This window comes from Deltaproteobacteria bacterium (assembly GCA_016183175.1).
Lineage (GTDB): Bacteria > UBA10199 > UBA10199 > UBA10199 > SBBF01 > JACPFC01.
The window spans coordinates 1-13923 of record JACPFC010000043.1; the positions used below are offsets into that span (position 1 = coordinate 1).

The 13923-nt window shown below is 54.2% G+C and carries 11 protein-coding genes; 2 read left to right on the forward strand and 9 right to left on the reverse strand.

Annotated elements, in window-relative coordinates; all coding sequences use genetic code 11:
• The 4 genes from HYU99_05325 to HYU99_05340 all read right to left on the reverse strand — a co-directional run.
• A partial coding sequence (locus HYU99_05325) for a hypothetical protein (protein MBI2339769.1) occupies positions 1–974 on the reverse strand: 974 nt, incomplete at its 3' end.
• 156 nt (positions 975–1130) lie between these two features.
• Positions 1131–5171 (reverse strand): hypothetical protein, encoded by a 4041-nt coding sequence (locus tag HYU99_05330; protein ID MBI2339770.1) that lies wholly within the window; start codon positions 5169–5171, stop codon positions 1131–1133.
• Entirely contained in the window at positions 5153–5722 is a 570-nt protein-coding gene (locus tag HYU99_05335) for a hypothetical protein (protein MBI2339771.1), read from the reverse strand. The genes HYU99_05330 and HYU99_05335 overlap by 19 nt, the downstream gene beginning before the upstream one ends.
• Entirely contained in the window at positions 5682–8018 is a 2337-nt protein-coding gene (locus HYU99_05340) for a hypothetical protein (GenBank protein ID MBI2339772.1), read from the reverse strand. Before HYU99_05340 ends, HYU99_05335 begins: the two co-directional genes overlap by 41 nt.
• Before the next feature lie 259 nt (positions 8019–8277).
• Between HYU99_05340 and HYU99_05345 the strand changes: the two genes are divergently transcribed.
• Both HYU99_05345 and HYU99_05350 read left to right on the forward strand, forming a co-directional pair.
• Positions 8278–8589, forward strand: coding sequence for a hypothetical protein (locus HYU99_05345; GenBank protein ID MBI2339773.1), 312 nt, complete (start codon positions 8278–8280; stop codon positions 8587–8589).
• Entirely contained in the window at positions 8565–8957 is a 393-nt protein-coding gene (locus tag HYU99_05350; protein ID MBI2339774.1) for a type II toxin-antitoxin system VapC family toxin, read from the forward strand. The genes HYU99_05345 and HYU99_05350 overlap by 25 nt, the downstream gene beginning before the upstream one ends.
• Here HYU99_05350 and era read toward each other — a convergent pair.
• The 5 genes from era to HYU99_05375 all read right to left on the reverse strand — a co-directional run.
• On the reverse strand, positions 8954–9901 hold the full coding sequence (era, locus tag HYU99_05355; GenBank protein MBI2339775.1) for a GTPase Era: 948 nt from the start codon (positions 9899–9901) through the stop codon (positions 8954–8956). The genes HYU99_05350 and era overlap by 4 nt on opposite strands.
• Before the next feature lie 152 nt (positions 9902–10053).
• Positions 10054–10794 carry a ribonuclease III gene (gene rnc / locus HYU99_05360; GenBank protein MBI2339776.1) on the reverse strand — a complete coding sequence of 247 codons (741 nt, stop codon included), beginning with the start codon at positions 10792–10794 and terminating at the stop codon, positions 10054–10056.
• 22 nt (positions 10795–10816) lie between these two features.
• Positions 10817–12160, reverse strand: a complete 1344-nt coding sequence (gene mtaB, locus HYU99_05365) for a tRNA (N(6)-L-threonylcarbamoyladenosine(37)-C(2))-methylthiotransferase MtaB (GenBank protein MBI2339777.1) — start codon at positions 12158–12160, stop codon at positions 10817–10819.
• Between the two features lie 81 nt (positions 12161–12241).
• Positions 12242–13354 carry a tRNA 2-thiouridine(34) synthase MnmA gene (gene mnmA, locus HYU99_05370; GenBank protein ID MBI2339778.1) on the reverse strand — a complete coding sequence of 371 codons (1113 nt, stop codon included), beginning with the start codon at positions 13352–13354 and terminating at the stop codon, positions 12242–12244.
• 93 nt (positions 13355–13447) lie between these two features.
• Positions 13448–13923, reverse strand: a 476-nt coding sequence (locus HYU99_05375; GenBank protein ID MBI2339779.1) for an aminotransferase class V-fold PLP-dependent enzyme, incomplete at its 5' end; no start/stop codon positions are given.

Here is a 13923-nt window from a genome sequence, read left to right on the forward strand (position 1 = left end):
CTTGCCCTGAGCGAAGTCGAGGGGAGCGATGTCGAGGGGTCAAGACCTGACCCCGTAGCCTCTATCTCAACGGTCGATCCCTGAAGTTTTTGAACCGAGCCGCCAAACCGTCCTTCCGGCGCATAACTGTTGACCAGACGCTTAAGCTCTTCCCGCCGAATGTCGTTTCCCTCATAAAATATTTTAACCAGCCGAAATGGTCGATCGATATCGCTCCCCTGAAGGATATCGAAAACCTCCGGCAGGTTTTCGGGATGGTCGAGAAAGACGTAAGCGTTGATGCGGATGTCTTCAACTGAAAACATCCAGCCCTCGGCAATGACAAGGCTTTCGGAATTTGGAATTAATTCGAGCCGATAGGCAACTCCCGAACCCAGGTTTCGGAGGAAAAAAGCCAAAGCCCTGGCCTGAATTGAACGGGAATCATCAAAAAGATTGGAATGACGGAGAAGCGGTTGAATAACATCCGCCCGGGTATGGCAAAAATTCCTCCGCTCTGGAAAAACAGTCAATAAATTATGCTGGATGACGAAATGGATCAACCGGCGCTGATCGTCTGGAGTGTACCCAAACCGGTCAAGTTGCTCTAAAAGTGACCGCCATGGTGATGGGGAAGGAAGGATATGATCGACCAACGGGAACACCGCCTCTTCGGCGCTTCCAAAGCGCCGACTATCCCGTTGCAGGGCGGCTGAATCCCGGGCATCCTTCTCACGGGAGAGCCAAATCAAAGTCTTTTCCAGCGCCGCTTCAACACGAACATCCGCCCTTTCTGAAACGAACCGGACAATCGCTTCAACCTGATTTCTGAAAGTCGGGTTGGAGTTGACCAAGGAGGGATTTCTCTGGAGTCTTCTGGAAACCCAATGGATATCCCCTTTCGTCGGAGCATCGCTCGGCGTCCCCGGCAGGTCAGCAAGACTACGGGCGTAAGAAAAAACTTCCTCCCACGCCCCTTTATCTTCCACAGTCAATGACACAGGTCTATTCTCCTTCAACGGAAAGTAACGCATCCCAAAAAACGGTTATTGCTTAAATGGGTGAAGCGCCTTTTTATCGGCAGAAGATAGCAGAAGTTGCGCGAAAAATGCGATAATAAATTAATTTTTTTAATTAGTGATTTTGACCGGTTACAGAGTGTAGGGGAAGTTTCCAATTCCTATATGAGGCGCCGGAGCAAATGTGTCGCCAGTATGCACCGGTTCATTGCCGATCCGCGGATTATTTCCGTACACATCAACAATCTGGTATTGGCGCGTGGCTGGATTCAGCCCGATGACGACAACATATTCGTAGGTGCCGTCCCTGATTAATTGTTGGGCAAAGCGAGGATCAATGCCGGTCGTTATGCAACCCGGTTTTTCCGTCAGCTTTAATTTGGTCGCCATCCGAATTTTCTCGCGTTGCCTGTTCTGCTTGTCATCGCCCCCCCTGACCGTTCGTTTCACTTCCACATACTCAAGCGGCGGATTCGAATCGACGATCACATCCATGTCCAACGGACTGGTCAATGTTGTGCCGGTTACCGGATCGCGGTATTCAATTCCCACCAGACTTGGATCGGCCACATCCGAAACCTGATAGTCGATTTTCGCGGGAATTTGCGAAGGGAGAAGATTGCCGCCATCCGGCGTGGAGATAAGCTTTCCGTGCCCGGCGATAAGATTGAATATTTCGAGTTCCAGCAGATAGCCTTCGATTGTCCCGCGGTTCTGCAAGGCAAAACCGCCCCGCGCATCTTGTTGCGCAATATTAGCCGCAACCCTCTTCAGAAAATCAGGCGACTTGCCTCCATGCGATTGAGCGCTGTAAGCCGCCTCCCGGAAAAATGTCTCCAAAAGGGCCGCATCCCAGTGGGGATTCTTGAGCACCGCCTTCAATCGGCCCTCTCTGATCGCATTGGCAGACATAATAAAATCCATGGCCAGGTCTTTGGAACGGGCATCCCCGTGGCTGATGCCGGTTCTCAATCCGTCAAGGTATGTTCTCGCACTATTATTCCCCACACCCTCCAATATATCGGCGTACCTGCCCATCGATCGGATCAAAAAATCATTGATGACATGTGGTTGTGAGAGAGACGCTTGAATTTGCCGTCTCTTGACGGCATCGTCCAGAGCCGGGTTCAAAATCAGGCCTTGCTGTCCGCGAATGAACTGTTCGGCATAGGCCGGATCGTTAAATGTCGCCGCAATGTTCGCCACATCCAGCAGAAGCCTTGTTTGTGTCGCATACATGGAGGACACAAATTGACCGTTCACCGGATCACGAGCGCCGGCCAGGATTTGGCGGTGGATATCCTTTACAACCTCTGCGCCCTTTTCAGCCTTTGTCGCCGAATTGGCAAGATCGGTCATGGTGGCCGGGTTTGTCATTACCGCCTTGATATCCTCATTCGATATCCCATGTTCTTTCAAAAATCCAATCCCCTCAATGAACCTTGCCGGTGGACCGTAATCGCCTTTGAAGACTTTGGTAATTTCGGCAGGGCTCATACCCATGCCGCCCGACAGAAAATCACATGAATCCCTAAAATCACGGATCTGGCGATTGAGAGGCCTGGCTTGGGTGGATTTATCCGATTTAAAAAGACCTCTTTCAAAAGCATTTACCGCCTCGTCGATTTCCGGGTACCGATCGATGACATAATTTTGCCAAAGGCTGTGCCACTCAATCATGACCTTGGTCCTTTCCGCATCCGGCATTGACCGCTTCATCAAGTCATCGAGCGCCTCACTGTCCGCCAACCCGTCTAGTTCTTGCCGATAATGGTCCACCGTGACTTTCGGCGCCATCGCCGCCGGATGGAAGGCCGCTTCCAGCGCCTCTTCCCCGGATTTGGATTCAATCAGCCGGGCCATCCGCCGCGCCGACATGTCAATCTCCGCGAGGGAGTCATCCGAAATATTATCCGAAGCGGTGAGGGACGTTTTGATCCCGCCGTTTTCATGGATGACCGCCAACTGCACAAACGCCGGTTCTCCGTCGATTGTTCCAAAAACGGTGTGCCTTTGCGCTTCCCCGGGATTAAGGCGCGCGCGGGCCATCACGATTCCAAAATCCTCATCCGACGGCCTCGGCTCGCCCAAATGAAGATGCGCCGTAAAATCGAGTTCCCGCACCGCGCCGGCCAAGGCAGACGTTTCATCGCCGGCTTCGAGCAAAACGCTTTCGGTGGAATTGAGCCCCCCTTTTGTCACCGACAAGGTTCCGTCTTTGAAGTGGAACAGGCTATGCTCGGTAACCAGCGCCCTATTGAGCGGCGTTCGATACAGGGCCGTGATATCCCGGGCGGGTATTCCGGTTTGTTCGGCCAACCTTGCCGAAAGTCCAGCCTGGCGAAGGGCGGTGGCCGCTGTCTCCAACTGCTGACGACGGGAAACATCGTTCAGCATCGCCCGATTCGCCTCTGCATCACGGGGACCGGAGCGTCGGGTGGTGGCGATGATGTCATCGGTATATTCATCGGAAAATTCAGCTTCAAGTACGGGTTTTGGCCCTTTAGTAGCAGGGATCTTTGGCAATTCGTCCGGCGGACGTTCCGGCAGACGTTGTGGAAAAAGACCCTTCCTCACTTGCCCGAAAAGGCGGCCGGCGCCCCGCAAGAAAGCAACAAAGGGGGAATCGCGTTCAACTGCCTGTGGTTTTTCGATGGAGGAGGCGCTCGCCACGGCTCGCTTGGCCGGTTCCGCGCCGCTCGCCCTGTGGGGCTTGATCATCGGCGCCGTCCCTTCGGGAGGTGGTTTTTCAAGCGCCACTTCCGAAATTTCTCCCTCGACTTCCACGGTAATTTTTTCCCCGACTTCCGTTCTTTCCGGGCTCCCCAGCATCTTTGCCCCGACCACGACAGCCTCATCGGGACGAGGTCCAAACTCAAGAGGGAGCCCTCCCCCACGCACGGTCAGTTCCCCCACTTCCCACTTGGGGATGCTTTCTGTTTTCTCAACCGGCAGTGCCTCTATCTTTTCCGGCATTTCCGTCGGCGCCGGGCCCGACTCCGTATTTTCAGAATCCTTTTTCGACCAAGCCTCCGGGGGGATTGCTTCTTCAGGAGATGAATGTAAAACGGCAACTGTCTTCATTCCGCGCTGGGCAAACGGCGTTTCATCATCGACATAGCGTTCGTAATGACGGGCATCGGAAGGGGCTGTCACCCTCTTCATTGCCGGATCGAGAACCAGGGGAGAGGCTCGGGGATCGGTCAGCCGCACCCAAGCGTGGCGCCCTTCCCCAAAAGGCCCTTTTTCCATCCGCGAACCGACGCCCAGGTACTGGAGAGACACCTGCAGGAGCATGCTCATCTCGTTGCAAACACCCTGATCGAGAAATTTGGCGAGATTAACCAAATCATCGGGGGTTTCGCCGAATTCGTCGAAGCGAACATTGGCAATAATCGCGTCGTTTGCCGCGATGGCCGCCTCTTCGGGTGTGACGGAGCCGCTCTGCAGATCGGCGTAGATCGGGTCCATGTTCGTTTTGAGAAATTGGACGAGCCGGAGATCGGCAAAATCGACCAGCACCCATTGTCCTTCTCCCTTAAGGCCCGACTTGTTGACCGATTTGTCGCCGAATTGGGGATCGGGAACGCGGATGAATTGAGTGGTCAAATCTTCGCCGCGGGGGCGGTAACTGGTTACATTCTTGAAAAGAAAAGTCGTCCGGCGGCCGTTTTTTTCATCTGTCAAAAGCACCTTGTTCGTTCCATCCGTATCCTTGAAAAATTCAAGCCGGCCGGCATATTTTGTTTTGTCGCCGGCAACAAAGAGCTCGCCCCGTTCGATGGTCATGGTGGTAACCCTCTGCCACGATTCAAGGGTTTTGACATCGACGGTGATCGTGCGCCCGGGAGATAGGCTCTTATCGGTGAGAGTAATCCGATCCCCTTCTATATCCGTAATGCGCCAATACCCTTGGACAAAATTTCCAGCCTCATCGCGAACAAGGACATCTTCAGCCCCCACCTTGAATGATGCGCCCTGTGGCGCGCGAACTTGCCTTTGACGGGGAACCTCCTTCGGAACAGGGGGCGCAACCGGAGGGGCCTGAAAAATCATGGCGGACGGGACGCGATTTTGTTTTTGGGCAACGAGGGGATCCTCAAAATAAATGATGTCGCCTCCGGAGAGGGGAAGGGACAGAACGTCAACAACGCTTAAGTCGCCATTCGGCAAATGGACCTCCACCCCTTTATTCCGTCCTTTTTCAGGTAGAGGGTTTTATCTTTGCTGATGTTGGAAAGATGATACTTCCCCTCCGTTCTCGTAATGCGGGCAAAATCCGTCTCAAGGTCAAGGCTCTTCCCTTCCTTCAAGGCGGCAAGCCGGCCCCGCAAGTCGGGCGGCATGGTCTGAATGTTGTCCTCGGTAAAACGATCGACAAACTTTGGCTCAGATCGCCGCCGTCCGCGAGACCCGGGACCGCGCGGCCCGGCCTGCGTGATTTCCGGGACCTCATTCGGAACCGAACTCCGATTTTCCGCCGGCAGCTTTTCATTCCGCGCCAGTTCCGCTCTCACTCTGTCCGCATCGGCTTCCAGTTCTGGATGTTCTTTGGCCGCTTCATCGAGAACCGCCAGAACTGCCTCGCGATGTTCCGGTGGAATTTCCACGGCGGTCTGTGTGGCCCTGGCAATACGCGCCCGCTCCTGTTCCAACTTCAACTGCGTGTCGCGCACCATCTCGTTATATTTTCCACCGGTGGCCGTGTTTAAAATCCAGTTCACCCCACCCAACCGGCGTTTCTCCCCTTTTTCGAAACGTTTCAGTCTGCGAAAATCCAGCACCGATTCCGGTAAAGGCCGCCGATTCCCCGAGCAGTCCGGCACCACCGCCGGCCAACTTGGTCACCCCCCGGCCGACTCCGCCGGCAATCCCCATCTCGGTTGCCAGCCTCACTCCCTGCTTCATGAAATCGCCAATTCCGTCATAACCGGTTTTTCCCGTGCGTCCATATTCAATGGCCGCCAATGTGCCATTCAGGCCATATGCCATGAAAAGGCTTCCGGAAGCCTGCTGGGTGACCTTCGATGTGAGGATGCGGGCCATCACCCGTTTGGCCGTCGTATCCACCAACATCCGCCGGGCCAGAAAGGTAAGCCCCGCTTCACCGACAAACCGGCTGACCAACCCCACTTCGCCCGCCCCAACCATCAGCGCCACGGCGGTGACCGCTTCGCGCGTCAACACATCTTTGGTGTGATCGGCCAGGTCGTAGGTTCCTTTTCCCTTCATATCGGCCAGCGCTGTTCTTGCCGCGGAACTATTGACCCCCAACGGATCCATGATCGTCTGATAACCCGCCTCGGCGGCCCCATAACTTGAAAATTTTCGGAACTCGCTTCCCAGGGCCAGCATCGATTTTTCGTATGCCGCCTGATCGCCTCGAATGCGCGATAAATCCGCTTCGGCCATCAGTCGGCCTGCCGTGAACATCGCAAGATTGTTTTCGCTGTTGATCAGCGCCGTTTCGGGACCGTCTTCAAAAGAAAGGTCCCGTGATTTGTCGGCGAGCGCGAACTGGTATCGGCCTTCCGAATTGAAAACGTAGATTCCCGGATTTGAATAGACTTGGCCGTTTATTTTGAAGGCATGTTCGTCGGATTGAACAATCAGATAAGGAGTTGGCCCGGTTGATTCAAAGTTGCGCGGCTGATAGCACCGGATTTCGGCGCCTGGGCCGTCGATTTCGACGACCGGAAGATTTTTAAGGGCTGACTCCGCCGCTTTCGGGTCTTTTTTTCCGACTGCGTGAAGGAGCAAACCGATATTGGATGGTTTGACGTCGACTTCGACCCGATTGTCCGACAGAGGAAGACGATTTCCCCCCTCTTGAGGAAATTCACGCCATGCGGACTCGAGCCATTCCTGCCGTGTCAGCCGATTTTGTCTCGTCGCCTCCCCATAATCCGTATAGGCCTGATAGGCCTCGCCGAAGGAAACCCCCCGTGCGTCGGCCATTTCCATGATCCCGGCCAAATCGGTAAACGCCTGATCCACATTGAAAGCGGCGCCGGAATATCCTGATGCCCCGGCGGCCATTTCTTCCCCCAGCACTCCAAGTATCTGCCAGCGCCAGTCGGTTTGCTGGTTCCAGGGGACGCGGACCGACATAAGGCCTGCTTCCTGAAGCTGTATCAGCGCCTGCTGACAACCGTCGGCAATTTCGGCATGGTTTTTTTGTTGTGCGGGGCTTAAATTTTCAGGATTTCCCAAGAGAGAAAACATGTCGGCCATCGTGTATCCTTTGGTGAAGCCGCTGACGAGGTAGGCGGCGACCTGACCGGCGCCCAAATCCAGTTCGGCAATCACCCCATCGAACCGGCCATCCAACCGATCCATCGCCTCCACAAGAAGAGATATATCTTCCTCCGCAACGGCATTCGGCGATTCCGCCGTAAAGGCTTCGCGGAAGGCCGCGGCAAATTCTTCGGAGGGCATATTGACGTCAAACCAGGGCTTGTCGCGCTGAATCCGTGAGAACGAAAAGTCGGGTATTTCGACTTGAGAAGTTGAAGTCTTGACCTCCCCCGTTTCGTCGTAGACACTACCCAGAATTTCGTAGAATTCGGCAACGGTCATGCCGTCGTAGACCAGATCGTCGTTTTCGTCCAGAAAGGCCGCTTCCAGCCCTTGAGCGATGACATATTGCCGAAAGGCATCCGGATCGGCCAGGATGGCGCCCAATTCTTCCTCCGTCCGGCGATTATAAAATGGATCGAGATCGGGGGAGGCATAGTCAACCGGCTCGCCGTTTTTTGCCGCCGCCTGACTCATGGCCGTGGAGGCCGATGGGGCAAAGCGTTGACCGGCGCTACGCAAAGCGGTGGCGCGTTCCTTTTCGCCATCGAACGATTGGGCAAACCGTTCATGGTCACGCAGAATCTTTTGCGCCGCCTCATACTGGTCTTCACTTAAAATGCCGTCGCCGTCATCATCGAGCATTTCCAGTTCGATTTGAGCCTCGACATTTTCCGTAAGACCGGCGTTCTCGAGAAGCGTTGTAATGGAATAAGTCGCCACGCACACACCCCCGCGTAATATCTTATAAATTATAGCAATTTCCGTGCCTTATTCCATACGGGTGACAGTAATATACTTTAATGATAATAACTTAATTGTTTCAGTATATTAACTATTTGATATTTCTATTTTATTTATGGGTGAAAAAATGCCTGAATATCTCGGAATGAGAATGGGGAATCAAAATGAGAAAAGAGGATCGGGCCGAACGGCCTATCCGATTGACATACCTGCTATGATAGTTCATATTATAGTCACGATGGAAACAACCGTGACCGCCCTGCAAATGAGAAAAAAATTCGGGGGTATTCTCGATCGTGTGGCCAACCGCGGGGATCATATCACCGTGATTCGCGGAAACCGCGCGATAGCCACGCTGATCCCGATCAGGGAACATGAACAACAATGCCTGTCTAAAAACCGGTTGAAAAGGCGCGAAGAGGTTCTGGCGGAGCTTGAGGAATGGAGAAGGAAGAACAAACACAAAATCAAAAGCCGGCCCGGCGAGGATTCCGTCACCTTGGTCCGCAGGATGAGAGATTCACGATGGTCGTCATCGACACCTCGGTAGCCCTCAAATGGTTTTTGGAAGAAGAAGGATCGGATATCGCACTCGGTCTCCTCGCAGAGGAACAATTTGCCGCTCCGGACCTTTTGATCTACGAGCTGACAAACGGCCTGGTATTCAAGGAGTCTTTTACCCTTGACGATATCGCGGACTGCCTCGGCAAATTAATGAAGTTCGATATCGATTTCCTTGTCTTGACTGAAAAATCGATGGCACGAACCGCCGAGCTGGCCCGCGAATTTCATTTATCCGCATATGATGCAAGTTTCATCGCCCTCGCCGAATATCTGAAAACAGATTTTGTCACGGCCGACCGCAAGATGGCCCAAAAAGTCAAAGCCCTCCCCTTTGTCCGCTCTTTGGCGGATTAATCGCGATATCCGTACCGCGCCAGCCGGGCGGGGTCTTTTGTCCAGTTTTTGTCGACCTTTACCTTGAGTTCCAGAAAAACTTTTGTCCCGAGCAGGGTTTCGATGTCTTTGCGCGCATTCATGCCGATATTCTTGATCATCCGCCCACCCTCCCCGATGACCATTCCTTTTTGGGAATCGTGTTCGACAATGAGGTCGGCCTGGATTCGTGTGATGGCATCGCGGTGTTCACCCTCCCCCTCCCCCCTCCCCTCGAGGGAGGGGGAAAGGGGGCGGGGGTGATCTGGTTCTTTAAATTCATTAACAACAACCGCCAGCGAATAGGGAATTTCCTCATACATGAGAGCCATTGCCTTTTCGCGGATGATCTCCGCGGCGAGGTCGCGGAGATTTTCATCCGTCAGGTCGTCTTCCGGGTACAAGGCGGGGCCTTCGGGAAGTGCCTCGGTCAAAACCTGGATGACTTCATCGAGGCCTTGTCCGGTTAGAGCGGAAATGGGATACCCTTTCATGTCGGAGAATTCCCGGCGGAGCGCCTCGACATCAAGGCGGTGTTTCTCAATGGGTAGATCAATTTTTGTGACAAGGGCCAGGCCCTTTTTTTGGGGAAATTTTTGACGGATCTGACCGATCAGACGGATCATCTCGTCGGTCTCGGGTTGGTCGACAGCAAACAGATAAACCAGCACATCGGCATCGCGAACCGCCTCGTCAATTTCGCGGAGCATAAACCGGTTCAAGTTTTTTTCAGAGCGGTGGACCCCGGGGGTGTCGAGAAAAATCATCTGACAGACCTTGGTGGTATAGATCCCTTTCAGCCGTTTGCGCGTGGTCTGGGGCTTGTCGGTAACCGGGGCGATTTTTTCCTTCAGGATCGCGTTGAGGAGGGTCGATTTTCCCGCGTTGGGAGCACCTAAGATAGCAATGTAGCCGGATTTGAACATTCACGTTTTTTGTAACAGCCCGGCAAACAAAGAGAGTCCGTTTGACGAAGCAATTTTCGTTCCCGCCGGCCGCATTCGCCAACGAGACAATCCAACTCTTAAGCGGCTTACGAAAATTGCGAAGACAAAGGGACTCTCTTTGTTTGCTACTGTTACATATTTTCAATCTTCTCCAGCGCCGAGCGGGCGGCGTTTTGCTCCGCCTGTTTTTTACTTTTCCCCACCCCCCGGCCGAACAGTTCGTTCCCGATCATCAACCTTATTTCAAATGTCTTGTCGTGGTCGGGGCCTGTCTCGGAGACAAGGCGGTATTGGGGAATGGCCTTGAAGCGATTCTGCGATTCCTCCTGGAGCCTCGTTTTGTAATCCCGGCTGATGTCCTGATTGGTGGCCGCCTCAAGCAGTTCGGCAAATTGCCGCTGGACGACCGTAAAGGCCCTGCCAAAGCCGCGGTCAAGAAAAATGGCCCCCAGGACCGCCTCATAGGCGTCGGAGAGGAGGGAATCTTTTTCCCTTCCCAGCCCCTGATTTTCCCCCCGGCCAAGGTAAAGGTAGTCCCCCAGCCGGACCTTACGGGCCAGCTCCGCAAGGCTTGTTTCATTGACCACCGCCGCACGAAGTTTGGAAAGATCCCCCTCGGTCGATTCGGGAAAAGCATCCATCAAAAGCTGGCTGACCGCCAGTTCCAGAACGGCGTCGCCCAAAAATTCGTAGCGTTCGTTCTGTTCCACCGAGGGGAGCCTTTTTTCGTTGGAAAAAGATTTGTGCGTCAGAGCCCGCCGCAGGAGCCTAAGATCACTAAAGCGGTAGCCGATGATCCCTTCAAAGGCATGGAGCCTTTGGCGCTCGTCACGCGGGATTTCGGATTTGAAAAGAGACTTAAGCCAGGACATGCCGGGAGTCAAAAGTCACGAGTCAAAAGTCACGGGTCGCCACGCGGGTAGTAACTCGTGACTCGTGGCTCGAAACAACTCCTCTCGCACCCGCCGAATCAACCGCATCGATCCGCACGGGCGCAAGACTTCCCGCAGAATAATAACACTCGTCGGTAATTTCAACGGAAATATAGTTCCGGGTCAGGGCGACAGGCTGGCCGGCGGCGCCCCGCGATTCAATCACCCCTTCGAGGGTCTGACCGATAAAATTTCGCTGAAAGGCCCTCCTTTTCGTGGACGAAAGGTCCCGAACCTGTTGTGCCCGGCGGCGGATGACTTTCGGTTCAACCTTGTCCTGAAAGCCTTCAGCCTTCGTCCCCTTCCGGTCGGAATAGGGAAAGGTGTGGATGTAATGGACCGGCGTTTCGGCAAGGAGACGTCTGCTTGCCTCGAATTCGCGATCCCCCTCGCCGGGGAAACCGGCAATCAGGTCGGTGCCGATGCACATATCCGGCATTCGTTTGTTCAGCCGCTCCGCCAACCCGGCGAAGTGACCGGCCGTGTAGCGGCGCCGCATTTTTTTCAAGATCCCGTCATCGCCGCTTTGAAGGGGAAGGTGCAGATGACGGCAAAAAATGTCCGACCCGGCGATGAGATCGATCGTTTCGTCCGAGAGTTCTTCCGGATCGACGGAACTGATTCTGACCCGTGGCGCAGGCTTTTCCCTGTCGATCCGTCTCATCAACTCGCAGAGGGAAGTCCGGGGCATAAGATCGTATCCGTAGGTTCCCAGATGAATTCCCGTCAGCACAATCTCGTTAAATTCCCGACGGCGGAGTTTCTGCATCGACTCCAGAATTTTATCGGGAGGCACCGAACGATTGAGGCCCCGCGCAAACGGGACGATGCAAAAACTGCAGAACTGACTGCACCCGTCCTGGATTTTTAAAAAGGCGCGCGAGTGGCCGGGGTATGCGGAAGGGGTTTCGTAGAAGATCCGTAGGGGCGAATCTTGTATTAGCCCTCCCGATGGGCGATCACAAGGATCGCCCCTACAAATATATTCCACCACGCTCCCCTTCTCCTCATTCCCCACCACATGATGGACAATCCCCATTTTTTCAAAAGCCGCGGAATCGGTCTGCGCCGAACAGCCGGTGACGATGATTCGCGCCTCCGGATTGGTCTTGTGCGCCCTTCTTGCAAACTGCCGCGCCTCGCGACAGGCTGAGGCGGTGATGGCGCACGAATTGATGACGTAAAAATCGGCCTTTGCGCCGAAATCGACAATCGCAACCGCTTCTTTTCTGAGAAGACTTTCGAGAACCGCCGTGTCGAACTGGTTCGCTTTGCAACCGAAGGTTGTCAGCGCCACCTTTTTCACAATTGTTTCAGTGCCTGCGTGCCTGTGTGCCCGCGTGCCTGCGTCTTTACACGGGCACTCGGACACGCAGGCACCCAGGTACTACAAGGGTCGTTCAATCCACCCCCCCCCAAGCACCTCATCGCCGTCATAAAAAACCGCCGCCTGACCGGGAGAGACAAAGGGGGATTTTTTTTTGAAGCGGACAAGGACCTTTCCATCCATGGCTTCTATTGAGGCCTCACACTCATCCTTCTGATACCGCGTCTTCACACCGCACTCAAAAGAATTGCTGTTTTTAAATGGATGACGAATCCAATGAACATCCCCCGCCACAAGTCCGCCCCAGAATGCTTCGTCCTTGGTTCCAATCTCGACCTCATTTTTCAGAGAATCGATCCGCGTCACATACATCCGTTCTCCAAAACCGACTCCAAGGCCCCGTCTCTGCCCGACCGTGTAGCGGTGAACCCCTTCGTGGCGCCCCAGAATATTTCCCTCCTTATCCACAAAATGGCCCGGCCCGCCCACACTTGACGGATAGTTCTTCTCGATAAACGCGGCGTGATCGTTGTTGGGGATAAAACAAATATCCTGACTGTCCGGCTTGAAGGCATTGGGGAGGTCCTGTTCTTTGGCGATCGCGCGAATCTCCTCTTTGGTATGGTCACCGACGGGAAAAAGGATTTTTCGCAGGCGATTCTCCCCCAGATGATAGAGGACATACGACTGGTCTTTTTTTGCGTCGCGCGCCTTTAAAAGATGAATCGACCCGTCCGCATCGCAACGTCTGCGGGCGTAATGCCCGGTGGCCAGATAATCGGCCCCCAGTTTTTCGGCCTCGACCAACAGCGGATCGAATTTCACGTGATGATTGCACAAGATACACGGGTTCGGCGTTCGCCCGTGGCGGTATTCCGAGACAAAAGGAAGAATCACCTTCTGTTCGAAATCCTTTTTATGGTTGAAGACGTAAAACGGGATCCCCAGTTTGTCGCAGACGCCCCGCGCATCGCGGACATCCGAGAGCGAACAACAGGTTCGGGACACTGTCCCTTCGCTTTCTGCGGGACGATCTGCTTCGTCGTAATCCCACAGTTTAAGCGAAATGCCGATGACCTCGCACCCTTCCCGTTTCAGCAAAAGCGCGGCCACCGAGGAATCGACCCCGCCCGACATGGCGACGACCACCCGCGATTTCTTTTTGGAATCCATCTTTTTCCTTCTGCGCAATGTCAAATTTCAAAATCCAAATGCCAAAGGAATGTCAAAAAATAAAAACAACAATGGGTTGACATTTGGCCTTTGTCATTCCTTTGAAATTTGAACTTTGTCATTTGACATTCTCTTCAAGATCCGTTCCATCCTCACAAGTAACTCCTCCACGTCCCCATCCGTCGTCATCCTCCCAAACGAAAGACGAATGGAAGACGCCGCCTCTTCCTCCGGGATTCCCATCGCCAGAAGGACGCGCGAGATATCCAGGGAACCGGACTGGCAGGCCGAACCATGCGAGGCGGACACCCCTTCGAGGTCGAGGGCGGCCAAAAGCGTTTGCGCCGAACATCCTGGAAAGGCCACATTCAGCGTCCCCGGCAGTTGGCGCGACGGGTGCTCGTGGAAAACCACTCCTTCCTCAAGGCGCGAGAGCCCCTCCTTTAAACGGCGGCGCAGATGCGTCAAACGCTCATTTTCCCGGTCGATCCCCTTTAGCGAAAAATCAAGCGCACAGGCCAACCCCGCGATGCCGGACAGATTTTCCGTTCCCGCCCGATAAGAAAATT